This is a genomic window from Erythrobacter sp. WG, assembly GCF_026586795.1.
Classification (GTDB): Bacteria; Pseudomonadota; Alphaproteobacteria; order Sphingomonadales; family Sphingomonadaceae; genus Erythrobacter.
The window spans coordinates 1-22,675 of the sequence record NZ_JAPFGY010000042.1; the positions used below are offsets into that span (position 1 = coordinate 1).

Sequence of the window (22,675 nt, forward strand, 5' to 3'; positions counted from 1 at the left end):
GGCGAGCACCTCCCAGCGGGCGAGCCGGGCGGCGGCGATCAGCAGGGCGGTGGCATGGTCGCCCTCGCGGGCGGGGCCGAGCCGCCAGGCCGGGCCGAGCCGGCGCGCGGCGGGATGCTCGAGCGCCTCGGCAAGCTCCAGAACGTCGCAATCGGGGGCGATCGGCACGCTCCGGAACGGCCAGTAAGGACCGGGCACCTTGCGCGCGCCGGCGATGGCCGGGCCGAAGGGGATGGTCGGGATCGCGGCGATGGGCGCGCCCTGCGCCCTGCGGCGCACCAGCAGCGTGCGCGCGCCGGCGCTGGCCGCCGGGCTGTACCAGGCGGCGCGCAGGAAACGGTGTCCCGCGCGCCCGCAGTCCGCCAGCGCGTCGATCTCGGGCGGAAAGCCCTCCACCGCCGCGACCGTCACGGGGTCGGCTGCGATCCTGGTTGCGTACATGCCTCACCTGCCGGGCCCGAGGGGGTCGGGCGCCACTCGGCATCGGCCTTAGCGCGGGCGCGTAACCAGCGGGTTAACCACTGGAGAGCCTGTGCCTTTTCAGTACACCACGACGCTGCGGATCGATTTGCCTTCGTGCATCAGGTCAAAGGCGGTGTTGATCTCCTCGAGCCCCATGACGTGGGTGATCATCGGGTCGATCGCGATCTTGCCGGTCATGTACATATCGACGATCTTGGGCACGTCGGTGCGCCCCTTGGCCCCGCCGAACGCCGTGCCGCGCCAGTTGCGCCCGGTGACGAGTTGGAAGGGGCGGGTGGCAATCTCCTTGCCCGCTTCGGCCACCCCGATGATGACCGAGGTGCCCCAGCCGCGGTGGCAGGCCTCCAGGGCGGTGCGCATCACCTCGGTGTTGCCGGTCGCATCGAAGGTGTAATCCGCGCCGCCATCGGTCATCTCGACGATCTTCGCCACGATTGCCTCGCGGCTCATGCCCTTGGAGTTGAGGAAGTGGGTCATGCCGAAGCGCTTGCCCCATTCCTCGCGCGCCGGGTTGATGTCGACTCCGACGATCAGGTTCGCGCCGGCCAGCCGCGCGCCCTGGATGACGTTCAAACCGATTCCGCCGAGGCCGAACACCACGACATTGTCGCCGACCTGCACTTTCGCCGTGTTGGTCACCGCGCCGACGCCGGTGGTGACGCCGCAGCCGATGTAGCAGGCCGACTGGAACGGCGCGTCCTCGCGGATCTTTGCCACGGCGATTTCGGGGAGGACGGTGAAATTGCTGAAGGTCGAGCAGCCCATGTAGTGGAAGATCGGCTGCCCCTTGTAACTGAACCGCGTGGTGCCGTCGGGCATCAGCCCCTTGCCTTGCGTCGCGCGGATCGCGGTGCACAGGTTGGTCTTGCCCGAGAGGCAGCTTTTGCACTGGCGGCATTCGGGCGTGTAGAGCGGGATCACGTGATCGCCGGGCTTCACGCTGGTCACGCCTGCGCCGACCTCGCGCACGATCCCGGCGCCTTCGTGACCCAGAACGCTCGGGAAGATGCCTTCCGAATCGAAGCCGTCCAGAGTGTAGGCGTCGGTGTGGCAGATGCCTGTCGCCATGATCTCGACCAGCACCTCGCCGGCCTTCGGGCCCTCGAGATCGAGCTCGACGATCTCGAGCGGCTGCTTGGGCGCAAAGGCGACGGCGGCGCGGGTCTTCATGGCGTCAGTCTCCGATAATCAGCCGCGGCGCGGTACGGCCTCGTGACCGTAAGGGCAATGGCGACAGCCCGATCCGCAGCACTTGCCCCGCTTGAGGTGCGCAAGCCGGGTGAAGACCGTGTAGCCTGTCTCGGGATCGCGATAGGTCGTCTCTCCGCGCGCGCAGGCGGCGTCGTGCAGGGCGTGCCATGGGGGCTCGGTCATCGGGCGCAGGCATAATGGCGAAGTGATCGCTTTGCCATGGGCGAAACAAAATGGCGCCGGGGCGCATCATGTGCTTGCGCGAGGGGAGCTTTTGCGCTGTCTGGCGGGCCTGCCCCTTTGCCGGAGACCCGCATTGCGCCTCGCCCCGTTCGCCCTTGCCCTCGTCCTCGCCGCTCCCGCCCACGCCCAGAGCGTCCAGCAGACCAAGGGCGATTTCCAGGACAAGTTCCGGCAACTGGACGAGGTGCTGCCCACCCCCAACACCTACCGCAACGCGAGCGGCGCGCCGGGGCACCAGTACTGGCAGCAGAAGGCCGATTACCGGATCACCGCGACGCTCGACGAGGCCAAGCGCCGCATCACCGCGCGCGCAACCGTGCGCTACACCAACAATTCGCCCGACAGCCTGCCGTGGCTGTGGATGCAGCTCGACCAGAACATCTTCCGCACGGATTCGATGGCCGAACTGACCGACGTGTTCGGCGGCGCGGGGCGGCGCGGGCCGAAGGTGACGCTGGGCGCGGGCAACGAACCCACCAAGCTGTCGATGGACGAGCTGCGCCGCCAGCAGGCGATGGCCGACAACCGCTATGGCTACGACATCTCCGCGGTGCGCGCGGTCAACGGCGCCGCCCTGCCGCACACCATCGTCGGCACGCTGATGCGCATCGACCTCAACGAACCGCTCGCGCCCGGCGCCTCGACCGAGTTCACGATCGAGTGGGCCTTCAACATCGTCGAGGAGGACGCGGTCGTCGCGCGGTCGGGCTACGAGCACTTCCCCGACGATCCGAGGAAAGGCGGCAACGACATCTTCCTGCTTGCCCAGTGGTTCCCGCGCATGGTGGTCTATTCGGACTACGAGGGCTGGCACAACAAGGAGTTCCTGGGGCGCGGCGAATTCACGCTCGAATTCGGCGATTACGAGGTCGAAATGACCGTGCCCGACGATCACGTGGTCGCCTCCACGGGCACGCTCCAGAACCCCGACGAGGTGCTCACGCCCGTGCAGCGCCAGCGGCTCGAGGCGGCCAAGAACGCGGATGCGCCGATGTTCATCGTCACGCCCGCCGAAGCCGCCGCCGCCGAGGCGGGCAGTCCGCGCGGCACCAAGACCTGGCGCTTTTCCGCGACCAACGTGCGCGACTTCGCCTGGGCATCGAGCCGCAAGTTCATGTGGGACGCGCAAGGCGTGAAGCAGCAGCCGGGCGCGGAGCACGAGACCGTGCTCGCCATGAGCTTCTGGCCCAAGGAAGGGGGCGAACTGTGGCGCAAGTATTCGACCGCCGCCGTCGCCCACACCCTCAAGGTCTATTCGCGCTTCAGCTTCCCCTATCCCTATCCCACCGCGCAATCGATCAACGGTCCGGTCGGCGGGATGGAATACCCGATGATCACCTTCAACGGGCCGCGCACGATCCTCAACAAGGACGGCTCGCGCACCTATTCGCTCGCCACCAAGACCGGCCTCGTGGGCGTCGTCATCCACGAGATCGGGCACATCTACTTCCCGATGACCGTCAATTCCGACGAGCGCCAGTGGACCTGGATGGACGAGGGGCTGAACAGCTTCCTCGATTCGGTCGCGGGCTACGAGTGGGACCCCAAGATGCCGTGGACCCGCAGCCTGCCGCGCGATCTGATCCCCTACATGGTCTCCTCGAACCAGCAGCCGATCATGACCCATTCGGATTCGATCAACGATCTGGGCGCCAATGCCTATGGCAAGCCCTCGGCGGCGCTGCACCTGCTGCGCGACACGATCATCGGGCGTGAGCGGTTCGACTTCGCCTTGCGGGAATATGCCCGCCGCTGGCGGTTCAAGCGCCCGACGCCGGCGGATTTCTTCCGCACCATCGAGGAGGCGACCGGCACCGATCTCGACTGGTTCTGGCGCGGCTGGTTCTACACCACCGACCATGTCGATATCGCGCTGGATTCGATCTACCGCCTGAAGATCGACAGCAGGAACCCCGACATCGACCTGCCCCGCCGCCGCCGCGAGAAGGGCGAGGAGCCCGAACCCGTCGGCATCGGCCTCGACCGGGAGCAGCGCCTGCCGATCTGGGTGCTCGAGAACCCGGGCGTCACCGATTTCTACGACAAGAACGACGAATTCACCGTCACGCCCAAGGACCGCAAGGGCTACAACGACTTCCTCGAAGGGCTGGTGCCGTGGGAGCGACAGGCCTTCGAACGCGCTGTGAAGGAGGATGCGAACTACTACGTCCTCAACTTCACCAACAAGGGAGGGCTGGTCATGCCGATCATCCTCGGCCTGACCTTCGCGGACGGCAAGACCGAGAAGATGATGATCCCGGCCGAGATCTGGCGGCGCAACGCGAAGGAATTGGCCAAGCTGCTGGTCTTCCCCAAGGGCAAGGAGCTCACCCAGGTGGTGATCGATCCCGACTGGGAGACGGGCGATGCCGATATCGAGAACAACCACTACCCGCGCCGCATCGTTCCGAGCCGGATCGAGGCCTTCAAGGACGAAGCGTCCAAGTCGCGCACCAGCCGCGACCTGATGGGCGAGGCCGCCGGGGCCGAGCCGGTCAAGAACCGCAAGTGATGCTGGTGCTGCGCCGTCTCCTTGTCCTGCTGGCCCTGGTGCTGGCCCCGCTCGGCCTTGCCGGGACGGCCACCGCCCACCAGCAGAAGATCGCGATCAGCACGCTCGCCATCAACCCGCGCACCGGGATGATCGAGATCGTCCACCAGGTCCCGGTCCACGATGCCGAGCACGCGCTGCGCTTCGCCGGGGACCGCGCGCCCGATATCGTCGGCAGCGCGACGAGCCGCGAGGCCTTTGCCGCCTATGTCACCCGCCGCTTCCTGCTCGAGGTCGACTGCAAGCCCGCCGCGCCCGCCTATGTCGGCAGCGAGATCACCGGCGGGAGCCTCATGGTCTATCAGGAACTGCCCGCCCCGCCGGGCGGCGCGCCGGCCGCCTTGCGGATCAATTCGCAGATCCTCACCGAGCTCTGGGCGCGGCAGGAGAACCGGGTGAACATCGGCGGCGGTACCCGGCCCCAAACCTTCATCTTCAGGGCCGGCGACCCGCCGCGCGAGGCGCAGCTGGCGCGCTAGCCGAAGCGGCGCTGCGGCTTTGCGGCGAAGCTGTCCCTGAGATCGCCCAGCAGCATCGGCCGCCCATAGCGGAAGCCCTGGACGTGGCGGCAGCCCACGCCCTTGAGGAAGGTCTCCTGCTCCTCGGTCTCGACGCCCTCGACCACCACCCTGAGGCCAAGGCTGTGGCCCATCTGCACGATCGCCTGGATGATCAGCCGCGACTGGTGATCCTCGGCGATGGCGGCGATGAAATCGCGGTCGATCTTGACCTTGTGGATCGGGAAGGCGCGCAAGTGCGTGAGCGAGGAGAAGCCGGTCCCGAAATCGTCAAGGCAGATCGTGAAGCCGCGCTCGTCGAGGGTGGCGAGCGAGGCGTGGAGGTGCCCGCTCGCATCGAGCAGCATGGTCTCGGTCACCTCGATGGTGATGTTGGCGGGGCTTAGCGCGCTGCCCTCGATCGCGTCGATGAGGTGCTGGACATAGTCCCCGCGCCTCAGGTCCGCGTCCGACAGGTTGAGCCCGATCCGCGTCTGCGGCCCGAACAGCGCAAGGATCGCCGGGCCGTCGGCGACGACCTGATCCAGCATCACCCGCGAAACCCGGCGCGAAAGCTCGGGGTCGAGCAGGGCGGCGAAGACATCGCCCGCCGCCAGCAGCTGCCCCTGCGCGTCGCGCAGCCGCAGCAGCGCCTCGACCGAGACGACGCGCCCCGTCGAAAGCTCGACGATCGGCTGATAGGCGGCCAGCGCCCGTCCGTTGTCCAGCGCGCTCCGAAGCTGGGCGATGGCGCGCTGCCGCTCGCTCTGGCGCGCCTCGATCTGGCGGTCCCAGCACACCACCGTCCCGCGCCCCTCCTCCTTGCCGCGATAGAGCGCAAGGTCGGCGCGGCGCATGATCTCCTCGCTGCTCGCGGCCGTGGTCATGCGCGCCAGGCCGCAGGTCGCGCCGATGCGCAGATGCCCGCTGCCGAGCGGAGCGATCTCGGCCAGCTCGGCGAGGAGCGCCTCGCAGAAGGCCTTGACGGCCTCCACCGCCATCGCCGCCGGGAACAGCAGCGCGAATTCGTCCCCGCCCCACCGCGCGAGGAACACGCCGGGCGCAATCCGCTGCCGGAGCAGGCCGGCGATGCCTTCCAGCACCCGGTCGCCGACGAGGTGCCCGAGCGAGTCGTTGACGTCCTTGAACCCGTCGAGATCGAGCAGCGCCACCGTCACCGGATCGGTCTCGACCCGCTGCATCGCCTCGGCGAGCCGGTGGTCGAAGGTCGCACGGTTGTAGAGGCCGGTCAGCCGGTCGCGCTCGGCCGCGCGTTTCAGCGCGACGTTGCGCAGGTGCTCGTCGGTGCAATCGAGGATGATGCCGGCGACGCAATCGGGCTCGCCGTTCACGTCGATGCGCTCGCCCACCACGCGGATGCGGCGCTGCTCCCCGTCGCGGCGATTGATCGTGGTCTCGAACATGAACGGTTTGCCGCCCTCGATCGTGTCGTCCATCGCCTTGCTGACCATGGCGCGGTCATCCGGCTGATAAAGCTGCGCGACGTCGCGCACATCGATCGAATGGCCCGGCTCCAGCCCGGTGATGGCATAGACCTGATCGGACCAGTGCAGCCGCCGGGTGGCAAGGTCCACCCACCAGCTCCCGACATTGACCGCGCGTTCGGCCTGGCGGAAGATCTGGCTGCTCTGGCGCAGCGCGGCGTTGGCGGTGCTGAGCGCGCGGGTGCGGGCGTGGAGCGCGATCGATTGCTCGGCCAGCACGGCCAGCATCGCCAGCGGCGCGACCTGTTCCGGCCGGAAGGCGCCCGGCTCGGGCGAGATGCAGCACAGCGTGCCGATCGTCACCCCGTCCTCGCCGCAGATCGGGACGCCGAGATAGGAACGGATGAAGGGCGGACCGGTGACGAGCCGGTTGCCGGTGAAGCGCGGGTCGGTGTGCGCGTCCTCGACCAGCAGCGGCCCTTCGCTGAGCAGGCAGACCGCGCAGAACGAATCCTCGATGGGGGTCTCGTCGAGGTCGATCCCGGTGCGGCCGAGGAACCATTGCCGGTCCTCCTCAACCACCGAAAGCAGCGCGACCGGGGGCGCCCAGGACGGTGCTCGCCAGCATGGTGATGCGCGTGAACTGCGCGCGATCGGCGATGGCCGCGAGATCGAGGCTGCGAAGGGCATCGAGGCGCAGGTCTTCCGTCACGCTACCGGCCATGCGCCGCAACGCTTTAACAAAGCGTCTGCGACGAGCCGCGTAGTGCCGCAAGGTCCGGCAAACCGCCCGCCGCGCGGCGAAGATGCGGACGATCGCACGCCGAATGACGGGCCTTGCGCTCCTCCCGTCGCAGTCATGGCACCGCGTGCCTTGCCTTCGTGCCACGTTGGTGACCGAGGTTAGGGGCACCGCGCTGCCGGAATCTAGGCTCTGGCCCAACCTTGTGTCGGGCCTGTCCGGGACTGTCCTTGCGGCGTGTGCAGACTGTTCGTGCCGCCAGCGGCTCTCCTTCCGGGTTTGACCGAACAGATTCGGTGGAATTGGTCATGAACTACTGTCCGTCGTTCCGTAGCGAGAATTCGCGGCCTATTGGCTTCTCCGGGATCGCCTCGGACCCGCATCCCTCCAGCGCGCAGTTCGCACAGGCGCTGGCGCGTCACATTGACCAGCGCGACTTCCCCTGCGTCGGCGCCAAGTCCGCGCTGGCGCAGGGCAATCTCGAGGTGATCGCCGCCACTTCCCTGGCGAGCGATGAGGACGATGCCCGCATCCATCGCCGGCTCGTGGCTTGGAGCGGTGCCAGCCGCGGAGAGACGCAAGGGTTCCGCAGCCTCGCGGTGGTCTTCGCCGGACCGGCCTGCGACGAGCGCGGCTTCGAGACCTTGCTGTGGGAGCGCCTCGCCGCGCTCGGCGCGCGCGACCGTGCGGCGGGGCACGCGCATGCCGCAGGCTTCAGTGCCGATCCCGACGCGCCGGATTTCGCGCTGAGCTTCGGCGGCGAGGCCTATTTCGCGGTCGGCCTTCATCCCGCCGCCTCGCGGGCCGCCCGGCGTCTCGAATACCCGGCGATCGTCTTCAACCTGCACAGCCAGTTCGCCGAGCTGCGCGCCGAGGGCCGCTACGAGCGGATGCGCGAGGTGATCCTCGCCCGCGACGAGGCCTATGCCGGCAGCATCAACCCGATGATCGCGCGCCACGGCGATGTCAGCGAGGCGCGGCAATACAGCGGCCGCGCGGTGAGCGCGGACTGGGTTTGCCCGATGGCCAAGGGAGCGCAGCGGTGAGCGCGCGCATTCCTCCGCGCTCGGGGATCGCGGTCCGCCTTGCGCGCGGTGATATCCTGACGGTGATCGATCCCGAGGGCGGTCAGGTCAGCGATATGCTGGCGATCGCCGATGGCGACCCGGGCGAGATCCTCTCCAACGGGCGCACCTTCGATTACGAGGAGACGCTGCGCCTCACCACCGGCGCCCGGCTGTGGTCGAACCGTTCGCGGGTGATGCTGACCATCATGGAGGACACCGCGCCGCAGCACGATTTCCTGCTGACGCCGTGCTCGCAGGGCACCTTCCGGCACTTCTATCCCGACAAACCGATGCACCACGGCTGCTTCGGCAACCTCGCCGATGCGCTGGCGCCCTATGGGCTGGAGGCCGACGCGATCCCGACCGCCTTCAACATCTTCATGAACGTGACGATCGCGCCCGACGGGCGGATCGCGGTGCTGCCGCCGGGCACCAAACCGGGGGATTTCGTGCGGTTCCGGGCCGAGATGGACCTCGTCGTCGGGCTCACGGCGTGCTCGGCCTATGCCTCCAACGGCGGGTCCTTCAAGCCGATCGACTACGAGATCGCCGCGACAACCACCGCGTACTGACGCACAAAGGGGCCCGGATGCATCGGCATCCGGGCCCCTCTTCGTTCGCGGACAGTGCCGGACCTCAGATCTGCTGGCCAGCCCCGGCGCCCTGCCGGGCATCCATGCCGCTGCCCTGACGCCCGTCTTCGGCGCCGAGCCTGTCGTCGATCTGGCCGATCATCTCGTCCTTCTTGTGGCGCGCCGCCTCGCCGGCCTTCTTCGCCTGCGCGCCGGCAGCGTCCAAGGCCTGCTCGCCGAGTCCGCCGACATAGCGTTCCTCGGTCCGGGTCGCGGGGATCATCGCGCCGACCACCGCGCCGACGAAGGCCGAGGCGAGGCCGATCAGCAGCGGGTTGTCGCCGTAGAAGGCCTGCACGTCGCCGGCGGCCGAGCGGGCCTTGTCACGCGCGCCGCGCGCCATGTCGTGCGCGCTCTCGCTCGCCTTGCTCCAGCTGTCGCGCGCGGTCTGCGTCGCGGCGTCGAGCCGCTGGCGGAAGGCACCTTCGTCCTCGTCGTGAGCCTGCTCGATCATGAAGTAATTGGCGCGGGCGAGATCGCGGCGGCGGCGATAGGACTGGTCGTCCTCGCCCGCTTCAGGCTGGTAGCGGGACATATGCTCGACATAGCGGCGATGGTCCGGGTGCCAGCCATCGGTGTCGCGGCTGCTGAAGCTGCGGCTGGCGCTGCTGCCGAAATCCCGGCTGCCGTCCGCGCTGCCGCGCCTGATCCCGAGCGCCGAGGGGCGCGCATCGGCGTCGCTCACCAGCCACAAGCCGCCGATCGCGATCATCCCCAGCGCGAGCGGATTGCGGCGTGCCGTGTCGAGGAAATAGCGCGCGTCGACCCCGCCGTCCTCGGCCTTGTCGAGCAGGGAGTTGAGGATGTTGCGGGCGCTCAATTCGCCGCCGATCTGCTCGACGGTGCGGCTCATGTCCTCCTGCGTCGCGCGGATGTCGCGCTCGATCTCCTCAGGGCTGCGCTGGTCGGAAGTCGTGTCGGTGAAGGTGCTGTCGGGCATTATCGGGCTCCTGAATGATGCAGGTCGCCGGTGGCGACCGTGGGAGTATCGGCGAGGGTTTCGATGCTGCGATCGGGCTTGAGGTGGGAGGCATCGATCTTCTTGCGCGCGCCGAGATAGAGGACGAGCGCGACCAGCATCGTCGCCGCGCCCACCAGCGTGGTGCCGAGCGCCAGGTCGTCGATGGCGCGTGCGACGTAGTAGGCGATGCCCATCAGCAGCACGCCGAGGCCGGCAATGCCGACCACCGCGGCGGTCGCCATCGCCGCGATGGCGGCCTTGATGTCGGTGGTCGCCTCGCGGATCTCGGCCTTGACGAGGCTGATCTGTTCGCGCGCCAGATGCGCGCCCTGCTGGGTGAGATGGCCGAGAAGATCGACGATGTTGCGATCCTCCCCGCCGCTGTCCGGGCGGGCACCCGCGAAGGGGGTGCGGGTCGGGTCGTTCACCGGATCGTCCCTCCTTCGGCGCCATAGGCAGGGGCGAAGCCCGGATCGGTGCCGGTGTCGGTCGGGATGATGTTCTCGTCGGCCGGCCAGACGGGGCCGTCACCGGCCTGGTCTTGCGCGGCATATTGCGATCCCGTGCCGCTCAGGCCTTCACTGGCGTGGTGCTTGTGGTCGACCCCGGCGCGCAGCAGGCGCGCAGCGGCAAAGCCCGCGGCGGCGGCGGCGGCGAGAAAGGTGCCGGGGTTCTCCCGGGCGAAGCGCGCCGCGTCGCGGGTCATGTCCTCGAGGCTGCGGCCCTGAAGATCGCCGGCAACGCGGTCGATCTGGCGGGCGACCTGCTGGAGGCCCTTGGCCATCCAATCGGGCGCATCCGGGTTGTTGCGCAGATCCTCGGCTGCCGCGCCGAGCGCGCCGGAGGCCGATCCGGCGATGCCGAGCGCGGCGTCCTTGCCGGTCTCGGCTTGCTGCGCGGCGCGGCCCTTGAGGGTCTCGCCGAGATGCGCGGCATCCTCGCCGAGCTCTGCGCGGATACCGCCGGATGGCGTGTCGGTGGGCGTGTTCATGCTGAATCTCCTGCTGTGTGGTGTGCAGCATACCCCTGGCCTGCACGGTGTGCCGGGCCGAAGCGGTCAAGCGCGTCATGGATCGGCTGAACGACGCCAGCATGACCCATGTTAATACCTGAATTTAGGGGGCTTTCGCTGCGGCGCACAAAGCCGGTTGCCGCTCCAAGCCATGACGCCAGCCTGTGTTAAGGACGGCGGCGCGCGCGATGCCGAAAGGGCAGCCCCGAATGCCCGAACCGATTAGGAGGACCCGCGCCATGAATGTCGAAATGTTCCGCACCGGCGAGGTCACGACGATTGCCTTCGCGTTCGACGCCACGCTCGATCATGCGCAGGTGCTCGCCATGGCGCGGGTCGTCGAGAGCGCCATTGCCGATGGCGGTGCGCTCGGCCTGCTGCTCGATATGCGCGCGACCGAGCATTTCTCTCCCGGTGCCTTCCTGTCCGCCGAAGGGGTGTGGACCAGCCTGCGCTCGATCGGGCCGGTGCGCCGCTATGCCGTGGTCGCCGCCCCCGCCATTGCTGCCACTGCGGTCGAAGCCTTCGGCAAGGTCCTGCCGCTCGAAGCCCGCGCCTTCGATGCAGACGCAATCGACGCGGCCAAGGCCTGGGTGGCGGCCACGCCCGACTGAGCCGAGCCACCTGTAAACCACTGCAAGAGGAGCCCCGATGCGCCTGCCGATTCTGACCGCCTGCCTGCCGCTTGCCCTGGCCCTCACGGGCCTTGCCGCCTGCAATGACCGCGACCCCTCGGGCGAGCCCGACGCCAAGAGCGCCGACAGCCGGAGCAAGGCCGCCGCCGGGGGCGCGGACAGCATGGCCGCGCGCGACGGGGCTGTAGCGGGCGACGAGATCCCCGACAGCGAGGCACGTCCGATCATGCAGGCGCAGGTGGTGCTCGATCGGCTCGGCTTCAGCGTGGGCGTGGTCGACGGCAAGCCGGGACGCGGCCTCGCCAATGCCGTGCGGGCCTTCCAGCAATCGCGCGAACTGCCGGAGACCGGCGAACTTGACGAGGCAACCCGGCGCGCCCTCGCCGAGTGGTCGCAGATCCCCGCGACCCGCGTCGTGACCATCCCCGACGACTGGGGCGCGCGGACCTTCACCGTGCTGCCCGACGACGCCGCGCAACAGGCCAAGCTCGACGAGCTCGGCTACGAAAGCTTTGCCGAGAAGCTCGCGGAACGCTTCCACACCACGCCAGAGGTGCTCGCCGCGCTCAATCCCGGTGGACGGCCGGCAGGCGCAGGCGGGACGACCGGCGCGCCTGCCGCCGCGCCGTCCGCAGAGGCGACCGGCGCCCCGCCCGCCTTCCGCCCCGGCCAGCAGATCCGCGTGCCCAATATCGGCGCCGACCGCATCGACCCCTCGCGCGTCGACAACACCGCCTGGCGCGATACGCTGCGCGCGCTCGGCGTCGGCAGCGAACAGCCGCAGGCGGCACGGATCGTCGTCGAGGAAGCGGCGGGCTGGCTCCATGTGTTCGATGCCGAGGACCGGCTGGTGGCGGCCTTCACCGTCACCACCGGATCGCGCCGCGATCCGCTCCCGATCGGCGACTGGAGCGTGAAGGGCGTCGCCCGCAACCCGACCTTCGTCTACAATCCCGAGCTGTTCTGGGACGTCGACGACAGCGAGGACAAGCAGCATCTGCCGCCCGGCCCCAACAGTCCGGTGGGCGTGGTGTGGATCGACCTCTCCAAGGAGCATTACGGCATCCACGGCACGCCCGAGCCGCAACTCATCGGCCAGACCCAGAGCCACGGCTGCGTGCGGCTCACCAACTGGGACGCGGCCCGCCTTGCGCAGATGGTCCGTCCGGGCGTGAAGGTGGAATTCCGCAGGTAGCGGTCACGCGCCGGGGTGTTGCAAATGCATGACACCGCGCAACCGAATTGCGCGGGCGATGCCTCCGGCTGCCCTTTTCCTTTGACCCCCGGCTTCGCAGACGCAACATTCCGGCCGTCGTCGAAGCATGAGCGGGTCGCGCCCAGCGATTGACAGGATTACGGTGCACTGACGAGGCGCCATCGGGGCGCGCTTCGCGGCATCGTGTCCGATGGGGGCGCAACCGGCCGTCTGCCACGTGGCGCGCGCTTCGACGGGACGAGCAGTCCGGTTGCAACACGAGACACAATCAGGGGTAGCAATGCAGAACATCAGAAACGTGCTCCATTCGGGTTCGGTGATCGCGCTCGGCTCCGCGCTGGCGATGGCGCTGCCGGTCGGTGCGGCGCAGGCCGCCGAAGGGCAGGCGCCCGGCGACGTGGCGACGGCAAGCGCCGCCGCCGCGCTCGTGCAGGCCCAGCCCGAGGCCGAGGTCATCGAGGACGAGCTGGGCGGCAATCAGCTGATCGTCACCGGGACCCGCCGCACCGGTCGAACCGTGGCCGAAAGCCCCGTGCCGGTCGACGTGATCGGCGGCGAGCAGCTGCGCCAGTCGGGCCTCGTCGAGACCGCGCGCCTGCTGCGCGACCTGGTGCCTTCGCTGAACTTCCCGCAGCCCTCGATCACCGACGGCACCGATGCGATCCGCCCGGCGACGCTGCGCGGCCTCGGCCCGGACCAGACGCTGGTGCTGGTCAATGGCAAGCGTCGCCATGCCGCGGCGCTCCTCAACTTGAACGGCTCGGTCGGGCGCGGCAGCGCGGCGGTCGACCTGAACCAGATCCCCTCCTCCTCGATCGGCCGCGTCGAAGTGCTGCGTGACGGCGCTGCGGCGCAATACGGCTCGGACGCGATCGCGGGGGTCATCAACTTCCAGCTCAACGACGCGCGCAAGGGCGGCCGCTTCTTCGTCAACTACGGCGGCTTCAACACCCGCATCGAGGGCGTGCGGCAGGTCACCGGCGTCAACGCGACCGCCGGGCAGGTCCCGACCCTGACCCCCGACGGCAACCTCCAGCTGATCGACAACGGCGAGGACCTCAAGGCCACCGACGGCGAGGTGCTGACGATCGGCGGCAATATCGGCCTGCCGATCGGTGCGGAAGGCTTCATCAACATCACCGCGGAATATCGTGACCGCAACGCCACCAACCGTGCCGGCTTCGACCCGCGGCGCAACTATTCGCAGACCGGCCCGCTCGATCCGCGCGAGCTGACCTTGAACCGCCGCTACCACCTCTATGGCGATCCCAAGACCGAAGACTTGAACATCGTCGTCAACATGGGCGTGCCGCTCGGCGAGGCGGTCAACTTCTACGCCTTCGGCACCTTCGGCACCCGCGATGCGACCTCGGCGGGCTTCTACCGCCGCGCCGCGGACAACCGCAACGTCACCGCGATCTACCCCGACGGGTTCCTGCCGCTGATCAACACCGACACGAAGGATTTCTCGGTGGTCGGCGGGCTCGACGGCGATCTTGGCGGGTGGAACTGGGACCTGTCGCTCGCCTACGGCCAGAACAAGACCGACTTCCTCATCTCGAACACCCTCAACGCCTCGCTTGGCGCGGGCAGCAAGACGATCTTCGATGCGGGCGGCATCGACTACAGCCAGCTGACCGCCAACCTCGACGTCAATCGCGATATCGAGATCAAGGGCATCGACAGCTTCACCCTCTCCTTCGGGGCGGAGTGGCGCCGGGAGAGCTACCAGCTGACCGCCGGCGAGCCCGACAGCTACCGCGCCGGGCCGGTGCTGGTGGGCGCCAACAACCCGTTCATCACCGGCGCCGGCGCAACCGCCTTTGCCGCGCCCGGCAGCCAGGTGTTCCCCGGCTTCCAGCCGCGCATCGGCGGGGTCGACGTGACGCGCGAGAATTCGCGCAGCAACGTCTCGCTCTATGCCGAGGTCGACGCCGACATCACCCAGGGCTTCAACATCCAGGCCGCCGCGCGTTTCGAGGACTACACCGACTTCGGGTCGACGCTGAACGGCAAGGTGGCGACCCGCCTCGAGCTGGTCGAGGGCTTCGCGCTGCGCGGCGCGATCTCGACCGGCTTCCGCGCGCCCTCGCTCCAGCAGCAGTTCTTCGCGGCGGCCGCCACCAACAACATCGGCGGCGTGCTGGTCGATGCGGTGACCCTGCCGGTCAACAACCCCGTCGCCCGCGCGCTGGGATCGAGCGACCTCCAGCCGGAAAAGTCGGTGTCCTGGTCGGCGGGCGCAGTGTTCAACAGGGTCCAGGGCCTCGACGTCACCTTCGACTACTACCAGATCGACATCGACGACCGCATCGTCCTCACCGACAACCTCACCGCCAACCGCAACGCGGCCGGCGCGCCGACGGGGGCCAACCCCGGCTTCGGGATCGCCCAGATCCTCAACAACGCGGGCTTCACCAGCATTTCGGCGGCGCGGTTCTTCTTCAACGGGATCGACACCCGCACCCGCGGCTTCGACCTCATCGCCACCTACCGCACCGGCCTCGGCGACTACGGCACGCTGTCGCTGACCGGCGGCTACAACTGGAACGATGTCGAGATCACCGGGCGGCGGACCAACCCCGGCAGCCTTGCCCAGGTGCCGGGCATCGACCTGTTCGGGCGGCTCGAATCCCTGCGCATCGAGCGCGGTCAGCCGCGTGACCGCGTCAACCTCGGCGCCGACTGGGAGTGGGGCTGGTTCAGCGCCACCGTCCGCGCCAACCGCTTCGGCGAGGTCTTCTCGGCAGGTGCCACGCCGATCAACGACGTGCTGCTGCGCCCGCGCTGGATCACCGATCTCGAATTCCGCCTCACCCCCCAGGACGGCTTCGTCGAGGGGGTGCAGCTGGCGATCGGGGCGAACAACCTGTTCGACCAGTACCCGACCGTGAACCCGGTCGGCCGCGCGATCGACCCGCTGACCGGCCAGCAGGCGAACCTCTCGGTCAACAACTACTTCCTGCCGTTCTCGTCCTTCTCGCCTTTCGGCTTCAATGGACGCTTCCTCTATGCCCGTCTGAGCTACACGTTCTGATCGCGGCAATCGGCTGACCGGCAAGCGGCGGGCAGGGCCATCCTGCCCGCCGCTTTCTTTTTGCCCGGGGGCCGCCGCGCGCTGAGGGGGCCGCGCCCGCCACGCGGCAAATCGGTTTTGTCATGCCCCCGGGCGCAGAAGTGATTGGCCTTGCTGGCCCTCGCGTCCCGATGACACGTGCGCCGGACCGCGCAGCCGGCCGCGCAATGGAGCTGATCAGAGATGCGTATCGCCTGCATCGGCGGGGGCCCCGCCGGACTTTACTTCGCCATCGCCATGAAGCTGAAGGACCCCGCGCACGAGATCGCGGTGTTCGAGCGCAACCGGGCGGGCGACACCTTCGGCTGGGGGGTGGTGTTCTCCGACCAGACCCTCGCCAACCTGACCGCCACCGATCCGGTGAGCGCCAAGACCATCGCCGACAGCTTCGCCCACTGGGACTACATCGCGACGACCGTCGACGGCGAGACCAGCACCTCCTCGGGCCACGGTTTCATCGGCATCGGGCGGAAGCACCTGCTCCAGATCCTTCAGGCGCGCGCGGGCGAGCTGGGGGTCGAGCTCCACTTCGAGCACGAATGCTCGAGCGACCCCGCCGATTACCCCGGCTATGACCTCATCGTCGCCTCCGACGGGGTGAACAGCGCGGTGCGCACGCGCTTTGCCGAGCATTTCGCGGTCGATATCGACGTCCGCCGCAACAAGTTCATGTGGCTCGGCACGCACCAATTGTTCGACGCCTTCGCCTTCATCTTCGAGCCGACGGAGCACGGCTGGGTCTGGGCCCATGCCTACCGCTTCAACGCCGACACTTCGACCTTCATCGTCGAATGCAGCCCCGAGACCTGGGCGGGCCTCGGCTTCGAGGACATGGAGCAGGAGGAGGCCATCGCCTTCTGCGAGAAACTGTTCGCCCGGCACCTCGGCGGTCACAGGCTGATCTCCAACGCGGCGCACCTCAGGGGCTCGGCCAACTGGCTGAACTTCCGCCGGGTCTCCTGCGGGCGCTGGTCACGGGGGAACCTCGTGCTGCTGGGCGATGCGGCGCACACCGCGCATTTCTCGATCGGATCGGGCACCAAGCTGGCGCTGGAAGATGCGATCAAGCTGGCGCAAGTGCTCGACCGGCCCGGGCTGGAGGACCCGCAAGCGCTCGCCGCCGCGCTCGGCGAATACGAGGAGGAACGCCGCACCGCCGTGCTGCGCATCCAGAACGCGGCGCGCAATTCGACCGAGTGGTTCGAGGACATCGACCGCTACATCGGCTTCCCCCTGCCGCAATTCGCCTATGCGCTGCTGACCCGCAGCCAGCGCATCAGCCACGAGAACCTGCGCCTGCGCGATCCTGAGTGGCTGGAGGGCGCCGAGCGCTGGTATCGCGGGGCGCAAGGGGCGGGGGAGGAGGCGGGGCAGCCGCTGTTCACGCCTTACAAGCTTCGGGACGTGACGCTTCCCAACCGCGTCGTCATGGCCCCGATGCTCACCTACATGGCCGACGCCGAGGGCTATGCCTGCGACCGCCACCTCGTCCACTACGGCGCCCGGGCGCTGGGGGGGACGGGGCTGATTATCTCGGAAATGCTCGCGGTTTCGCCCGAGGGCCGCGCGACCATCGCCTGTCCTGGCCTGTGGGACGAGCGGCACGTGGCGCGCTGGCACGCGATCAACGCCTTCATCCATGCCAATTCGGACACCAAGACCTGCGCGCAGATCGGCCACGCGGGCGCGCGCGCGGCGTGCAGGGCGCCCGAGGGTGGGCGCGGCTACGACGTGCCGCTCGCCGACCCCTGGCCGATCCTCTCGGCCTCGGCGCAGGCGTGGAAGCCCGGCGGGCTGGTGCCGGAGGAGGCCTCTCTTGAAGACCTCGTGCGCATCAAGGAGGACTTCGTCGCCGCCGCGCGCCGGGCCTATGACGCGGGCTTCGACGCGCTGGAGATCCACGCGGGCCACGGCTTCCTGCTGTCGAGCTTCATCACCCCCATCATGAACAAGCGCGAGGATGCGCTGGGCGGAGACCTCGCAGGCCGCATGGCGTGGCCGCTCGAGGTGGTGCGCGCGGTCCGCGCGGTATGGCCGCAGAGCCGCCCGCTGCTCGTCCGCATCTCGGCCAACGACTGGTCGGGCGAGCGCGGCATCCAGCCTGAGGGCGCGGTGGAGATCGCGCGGATGCTCAAGGCCGAAGGCGTCGACCTCATCGACGTCTCGGCGGGCGAGACCAATCCGCTGGCGCGGCCCGTCTATGGCCGGATGTTCCAGACGCCCTTTGCCGATCGTGTCCGCAACCTCGCCGATGTGCCCGTGATGGCGGTCGGCAATATCGAGGATGCCGACCAGGCGAACTCGATATTGCTGGCGGGCCGGGCGGACCTCATCGGCATCGGGCGGCCGCATCTCGCGAACCCCATGTTCACGCTCCACGCCGCCGCCAAGGCGGCCGAGGCGCGGGCCTTCGTGCCGGCGGCGGTGTGTCCCGGCTACGAGCAGATGGCGCGCGCCGAGGCGAAGCTCGCCGAAGCCTTGCGAGCGTAGCGCGATGGCCTTCGTCCACACCACGAAGGTCCGCTTCGCCCATGTCGATGCGGCGGGGATCGTCTTCTATCCGCGCTTCTTCGAAATGCTGAACGCGGCGGTCGAGGACTGGTTCGCGATGCTGGGCCGCGACTTCCGCGCGCTGCACCTCGAGGACCGGATCGGCACGCCGACGGTGCGGCTCGAAACCGAATTCCTCGCGCCCGCGATGCTCGGCGACGAGCTGGCAATCACGCTGGTGCCGGCGAAGATCGGCACCAGCAGCTGCACCTATCGCTTCGTGTTCGCGGGCGCGGGCACCGAGCGCCTCAAGGGCGAGGGCGTGCTGGTGTGCATGGACCTCGAGGCCCAGCGCTCGCGCCCGTGGCCCGAAGCGATCGCGGCATCGCTCCGGGCCGCGCTCCCCTAGACCTTGATGACGGGGTGACGCAGGCGGCCGATGCCCTGAAGCTCGGCCTCGATCACGTCCCCCGGCCACACCCACTCCTGCGGCGTTCGTCCCGCGCCCACGCCCGCCGGGGTGCCGGTGGCGATGATGTCGCCGGGTTCCAGCGTGATGCCGGCGCTGATGTCGGCGACCAGTTCGTCGACCTTGAAGAGCATGTAGGCGGTGTTGCTGCGCTGCTTTTCCACCCCGTTGACCCACAGGGCGAGGTCCAGCGTCTGGGGGTCGGGGATCTCGTCGGCGGTGACGATGCAGGGGCCCATCGGGGCATAGGAATCCTGCCCCTTGGAATAGATCCACTGGCCCGCCCGCCGGTTGTCGCGCGCGCTCATGTCGATGACGAGGCTGTAGCCGAAAACGTGCGCCAGCGCATCTTCGCGCGCCACGCGCTTCGCGGTGGTGCCGATGATCGCGGCGAGCTCCACCTCCCAGTCGAGCTGCTGGGTGATCGCGCCGTCGTGGCGGATCGGCTCGTCCGGGCCGATCACCGTCGTCGGCGGCTTCGAAAAGATCACCGGCTGGCGCGGCAGTTCGGGCGAGGTGTCGAGGCTCTGCGCGCTCTCGGCGACGTGCTCGGTGTAGTTGAGGCCGATCCCGAAGATGTTCTTGCGCGGGCGAGGGATGGGGGCGAGGAGCTTCACGTCGGCGAGCGGCAGGGCCGTGCCCAGCGGGAAGCGCTCGCCCGCGTCCGCCAGCATCTGCGAGGCCACCGCCACCGCGTCCGCCCCCAGGTCGATGAATTCCAGCATGGTCGAGGGCAGGTCCACGCCCGTAGCGGCACCGAGCTTCGCGAGGTCGACCACCCGGCCATCCCAAATCGCGCCAAGCCGCGCGGCCGCCTCGATGTGGCGGCGATAGGTCACAAGCTTCATGAATTGTCCTTCTTACTGGATGAGAGGCTGGTGCCCGCCATTCTCGCCGAACCCTTCCTCGCGGTAGAGGCCGAGGCTCTTCATCACCGGCAGGTCGTGGAAGGCGAAAAGGCAGGCGTCCTCGGTGGCGCTGGCATTGGCGTGTTCGTGCCACATCCAGGCGGGCACGACGAAGATGTCGCGCTCCTGCCAGTCGAAGCGCTGGCCGCCGATGACCGAATACCCGCTCCCCTTGGCGCATTGGTAGACGAAGCTGCCGACCTGGCGGTGCGCCTGCGTGTGCTCGCCCGGGCGCAGCAGCTGCATCTGCGCGCCGATGGTCGGCATCACCGGGCCGCCGGTGACGGGGTTCACGTAATCCATGATGATCCCGTCATAGGGCGACCCGTCGCTGACCCGCGCCAGTGCCGTCAGCGCCTCGTAGGTCGGCGCCCATTCGTATTTGAGCATCGGCGAGTAGCGCTTTGACCAGTCGTGCCCCTGCGGCCTCAGGCCCGATCCGGCCCAAGTCGCGGTGGTGTCGTCGATCGGAAAGGACACCGCTTGGTTCAAGTCCGGGTGGACCTCGTAGAAGTTCGCCTCCAGCGCGTTCATCAGCGGGATGTCGAGCCCGTCCTGCCAGATGCAGATCGTGCCGTCTTCGGCGACCCCGTGCTCGTGCCAGGTGCCGTTGGGCGTCAGCACGAAATCGTTGCGGCCCAAGGTCAGCTTGTGCCCGTCGACATTGGTGAAGGCGCCCGACCCTTCCATGATGAAGCGCAGCGCCGAGGCCGAGTGGCGGTGGCTCGAGGCGCATTCGCCCGGCCCCATCACCTGAAGGCCCGAATAGAGCCAGCCGACCGCCGCCACCACGTCGCTGCGGCCCGGGTTCTCGAGATAGACCACCCGCCGCCCCGCCTGTTCCGGCGTGACGAGATCGAGCGCGCGCAGCACGTCCTCGCGCAGGTCCCGGTAGCGCCACAGCATCGGCACCGAGGTCGAGACCGGCTCCCACGGCTCGATCTTGTTGGCGACCGTCCACAGCGCGCCCGTGCCGAGCTTCGCCAGCCGCTCGTAATAGGCGACCAGTTCCGGCGTGTCGGCGACATTGGCGCGGCCCGCCACGTCCTCGCAGTAAGCGTCGAAACTCGGCTGCCCCATGGCAGGCTCCCTCATGCGCAATGGTTATTGCCTTTGCCCGACAATGCCATTGCCGGGCTGCGTCCCCCTCATGCTATTCGGTGTCATGGCCATGACCTCTATTCGCCCCCAGCCGTTCCGTGCCGCCGTCGTGCAGGCGAGCGCCGTCCCCGCCGACAGCGCCGCGAGCGCCGCCAAGGCCGCCGCGCTGATCGCCGAGGCCGCAGCGGCCGGGGCGCGGCTGGCGGTGTTCCCGGAAGCCTTCATCGGCGGCTACCCCAAGGGCGCGAGCTTCGGGACGCCGGTGGGGATTCGGAAGCCCGAGGGCCGCGCCGACTACGCACGCTACCACGATCAGGCGGTGGCGCTCGACGGGCCGGAGGTCGCGGCTGTCCGCGAGGCGGCCACGGCGGCGAGGATGGTCGTCGTCATCGGCATCATCGAGCGCGCGGGCTCCACGCTCTACTGCACCGCACTGATCATCGACGGCACCGCAGGCACCATGGCGCATCACAGGAAGCTCATGCCGACGGGTGCGGAACGCCTGATCTGGGGCTTCGGCGACGGCTCGACGCTCCCGGTGGTCGAGACCGCGCTCGGCCAGGTCGGCGCGGTGATCTGCTGGGAGAACTACATGCCGATGATGCGCATGGCGATGTTCGCGCAAGGGGTGACGCTCTACTGCGCGCCCACCGCAGACGACCGCGACGGGTGGGCGGCCTCGATGCGGCACATCGCGCTTGAAGGTCGGTGCCATGTCCTGTCCGCCTGCCAGTTCATCCGGCGGGGCGATTACCCCGCGGACTACGACTGCGCCTTGGGCGACGACCCGGCGACGGTGCTGATGCGCGGCGGGAGCATGATCGTCGGGCCCTTGGGCGAGGTGCTGGCCGGGCCGGACTACGCGGGCGAGACGATCCTCTACGCCGACATTGACCCCGAGGAGATCCCTCGCGCCCGCTACGATTTCGACGTCGCGGGGCACTATGCCCGGCCCGACGTGTTCCGGCTGGAGGTCGACACCCGCGCCAAGCCCCCCGTCGCCTTCCGCACGGATAGCGACTGATGCGCTTCGACATGGCCGCCCTCAGCGACGCGCAGCGCTACAAGCTGATGGCGGGGACGATCGTCCCGCGCCCGATCGCCTGGGTCTCGACGCTGTCGGAGGACGGGATCGGCAACCTTGCGCCCTACAGCTTCTTCAACATGATGGGCTCCTCGCCCCCGCTGGTGGTGCTCGGCACGATGCGGCAGCACGACGGCCGGCTCAAGGACACCGCGGCGAACATCCTCGCGACCCGCGAGTTCGTGGTCCATCTGGTGAGCGAGGCGATGCTCCCCGCCATGAACGCGACCTGCATCGACGCGCCCGCCGAGGTCGACGAGGCCGCGCTCGCGGGGCTGACGATGGAGCCCTCGCAGATGGTCGCGCCGCCGAGCATCGCGGGGGCGCCCGCGCGCTTCGAGTGCCGGCTCCACGATGTCCTCGACGCAGCCCCCGGGACCGTGATCCTGATCGGCGAGGTCGTCGCGATGGAGGTGGCCGACGCCTTCATCGACCCCGAATCCTTGCGCGCCGACCCCTACGCGATGGGCCTCATCGCCCGCGTCACCGGCACCGGCACCTACACCCGCATCGCCCCTGACCTGACGGCGGAAAGGCCGGTTTGGGGAGGATGACAGGCCCCACACCTCGTTATTCCGATGAGCCTGCCACCCCCGTCATTGCGAGCAGCCGCAGGCTGCGCGGCAATCCAGAGCGATCCGTGCGGGGCTCTGGATTGCCGCGTCGCCCTTTCGGGCTCCTCGCAATGACGAACCAGACAAGGACGGACCGAACATGAAACTCGCAACCCTCGACAACGGCACGCGCGACGGGCGGCTGGTGGTGGTATCGAAGGACCTCACCCGCTGCTGCGCGGCGGGCTATATCGCGCCGACGCTGCAATATGCGCTCGACAACTGGGAGCGGGTGGCGCCCGAACTGGAAGTGCTCGC

Annotated in this window: 20 protein-coding genes and 2 pseudogenes; 12 read left to right on the forward strand and 10 right to left on the reverse strand. The window is 68.8% G+C overall.

What is annotated here, in order from left to right:
- From OPU67_RS15415 to OPU67_RS15425, 3 genes and pseudogenes are all read right to left on the reverse strand, one after another.
- Window positions 1-441, reverse strand: a pseudogene (locus OPU67_RS15415) (hypothetical protein); the annotation flags it as partial.
- Window positions 442-540: 99 nt separating this feature from the next.
- On the reverse strand, window positions 541-1,653 hold the full coding sequence (locus tag OPU67_RS15420; protein WP_267621210.1) for an S-(hydroxymethyl)glutathione dehydrogenase/class III alcohol dehydrogenase: 1,113 nt from the start codon (window positions 1,651-1,653) through the stop codon (window positions 541-543).
- A gap of 18 nt (window positions 1,654-1,671) precedes the next feature.
- Entirely contained in the window at window positions 1,672-1,857 is a 186-nt protein-coding gene (locus OPU67_RS15425; protein WP_267621212.1) for a DUF5522 domain-containing protein, read from the reverse strand.
- 133 nt (window positions 1,858-1,990) lie between these two features.
- Between OPU67_RS15425 and OPU67_RS15430 the strand changes: the two genes are divergently transcribed.
- On the forward strand, window positions 1,991-4,429 hold the full coding sequence (locus tag OPU67_RS15430; protein WP_267621214.1) for a M1 family metallopeptidase: 2,439 nt from the start codon (window positions 1,991-1,993) through the stop codon (window positions 4,427-4,429).
- Entirely contained in the window at window positions 4,429-4,947 is a 519-nt protein-coding gene (locus tag OPU67_RS15435) for a DUF6702 family protein (RefSeq protein WP_267621216.1), read from the forward strand. Before OPU67_RS15430 ends, OPU67_RS15435 begins: the two co-directional genes overlap by 1 nt.
- Here the strand turns inward: OPU67_RS15435 and OPU67_RS15440 are convergent.
- Entirely contained in the window at window positions 4,944-6,992 is a 2,049-nt protein-coding gene (locus OPU67_RS15440; RefSeq protein WP_267621218.1) for an EAL domain-containing protein, read from the reverse strand. The genes OPU67_RS15435 and OPU67_RS15440 overlap by 4 nt on opposite strands.
- Window positions 6,985-7,134, reverse strand: coding sequence for a hypothetical protein (locus tag OPU67_RS15445; protein ID WP_267621220.1), 150 nt, complete (start codon window positions 7,132-7,134; stop codon window positions 6,985-6,987). The genes OPU67_RS15440 and OPU67_RS15445 overlap by 8 nt, the downstream gene beginning before the upstream one ends.
- Before the next feature lie 326 nt (window positions 7,135-7,460).
- Here OPU67_RS15445 and gntA point away from each other — a divergent pair, with 326 nt between their 5' ends.
- Entirely contained in the window at window positions 7,461-8,198 is a 738-nt protein-coding gene (gene gntA, locus OPU67_RS15450; RefSeq protein WP_267621222.1) for a guanitoxin biosynthesis heme-dependent pre-guanitoxin N-hydroxylase GntA, read from the forward strand.
- Window positions 8,195-8,791, forward strand: a complete 597-nt coding sequence (locus tag OPU67_RS15455; RefSeq protein ID WP_267621224.1) for an urea carboxylase-associated family protein — start codon at window positions 8,195-8,197, stop codon at window positions 8,789-8,791. The genes gntA and OPU67_RS15455 overlap by 4 nt, the downstream gene beginning before the upstream one ends.
- A 64-nt stretch (window positions 8,792-8,855) precedes the next feature.
- Here OPU67_RS15455 and OPU67_RS15460 read toward each other — a convergent pair whose 3' ends face one another.
- Genes OPU67_RS15460 through OPU67_RS15470 form a run of 3 tightly spaced genes read right to left on the reverse strand, consistent with a single transcriptional unit; the run spans window position 8,856 to window position 10,803 of the window.
- Window positions 8,856-9,791 (reverse strand): DUF3618 domain-containing protein, encoded by a 936-nt coding sequence (locus OPU67_RS15460; protein ID WP_267621226.1) that lies wholly within the window; start codon window positions 9,789-9,791, stop codon window positions 8,856-8,858.
- Window positions 9,791-10,240, reverse strand: a complete 450-nt coding sequence (locus tag OPU67_RS15465) for a phage holin family protein (protein ID WP_267621227.1) — start codon at window positions 10,238-10,240, stop codon at window positions 9,791-9,793. Before OPU67_RS15465 ends, OPU67_RS15460 begins: the two co-directional genes overlap by 1 nt.
- Complete coding sequence (locus OPU67_RS15470; RefSeq protein ID WP_267621229.1) at window positions 10,237-10,803, reverse strand: hypothetical protein; 567 nt, start codon at window positions 10,801-10,803, stop codon at window positions 10,237-10,239. The genes OPU67_RS15465 and OPU67_RS15470 overlap by 4 nt, the downstream gene beginning before the upstream one ends.
- A gap of 260 nt (window positions 10,804-11,063) precedes the next feature.
- On the opposite strand from OPU67_RS15470, the gene OPU67_RS15475 reads away from it, so the two are divergent.
- The 5 genes from OPU67_RS15475 (at window position 11,064) to OPU67_RS15495 (ending at window position 18,650) form a co-directional block, all read left to right on the forward strand.
- Entirely contained in the window at window positions 11,064-11,438 is a 375-nt protein-coding gene (locus OPU67_RS15475; protein ID WP_267621231.1) for an STAS/SEC14 domain-containing protein, read from the forward strand.
- A 37-nt stretch (window positions 11,439-11,475) separates the two neighbouring features.
- Complete coding sequence (locus tag OPU67_RS15480) at window positions 11,476-12,654, forward strand: L,D-transpeptidase family protein (protein ID WP_267621233.1); 1,179 nt, start codon at window positions 11,476-11,478, stop codon at window positions 12,652-12,654.
- A gap of 301 nt (window positions 12,655-12,955) precedes the next feature.
- Entirely contained in the window at window positions 12,956-15,712 is a 2,757-nt protein-coding gene (locus OPU67_RS15485; protein ID WP_267621235.1) for a TonB-dependent receptor plug domain-containing protein, read from the forward strand.
- Window positions 15,713-15,934: 222 nt separating this feature from the next.
- Entirely contained in the window at window positions 15,935-18,241 is a 2,307-nt protein-coding gene (locus OPU67_RS15490; RefSeq protein WP_267621237.1) for a bifunctional salicylyl-CoA 5-hydroxylase/oxidoreductase, read from the forward strand.
- A gap of 4 nt (window positions 18,242-18,245) precedes the next feature.
- Window positions 18,246-18,650 (forward strand): acyl-CoA thioesterase, encoded by a 405-nt coding sequence (locus tag OPU67_RS15495; RefSeq protein WP_267621239.1) that lies wholly within the window; start codon window positions 18,246-18,248, stop codon window positions 18,648-18,650.
- On the opposite strand, the gene OPU67_RS15500 is transcribed toward OPU67_RS15495, so the two are convergent.
- Together OPU67_RS15500 and OPU67_RS15505 are read right to left on the reverse strand one after the other, a co-directional pair.
- Window positions 18,647-19,558 carry a fumarylacetoacetate hydrolase family protein gene (locus OPU67_RS15500; protein WP_267621241.1) on the reverse strand — a complete coding sequence of 304 codons (912 nt, stop codon included), beginning with the start codon at window positions 19,556-19,558 and terminating at the stop codon, window positions 18,647-18,649. The genes OPU67_RS15495 and OPU67_RS15500 overlap by 4 nt on opposite strands.
- Window positions 19,559-19,570: 12 nt before the next feature.
- Window positions 19,571-20,698, reverse strand: a complete 1,128-nt coding sequence (locus OPU67_RS15505; protein ID WP_267621243.1) for a cupin domain-containing protein — start codon at window positions 20,696-20,698, stop codon at window positions 19,571-19,573.
- Window positions 20,699-20,783: 85 nt separating this feature from the next.
- On the opposite strand from OPU67_RS15505, the gene OPU67_RS15510 reads away from it, so the two are divergent.
- From OPU67_RS15510 to OPU67_RS15520, 3 genes and pseudogenes are all read left to right on the forward strand, one after another.
- On the forward strand, window positions 20,784-21,743 hold the full coding sequence (locus tag OPU67_RS15510) for a carbon-nitrogen hydrolase family protein (RefSeq protein WP_324255376.1): 960 nt from the start codon (window positions 20,784-20,786) through the stop codon (window positions 21,741-21,743).
- On the forward strand, window positions 21,743-22,357 hold the full coding sequence (locus OPU67_RS15515; protein WP_267621245.1) for a flavin reductase family protein: 615 nt from the start codon (window positions 21,743-21,745) through the stop codon (window positions 22,355-22,357). Before OPU67_RS15510 ends, OPU67_RS15515 begins: the two co-directional genes overlap by 1 nt.
- A 160-nt stretch (window positions 22,358-22,517) precedes the next feature.
- Window positions 22,518-22,675 (forward strand): annotated as a pseudogene (locus tag OPU67_RS15520) (2-keto-4-pentenoate hydratase); the annotation flags it as partial.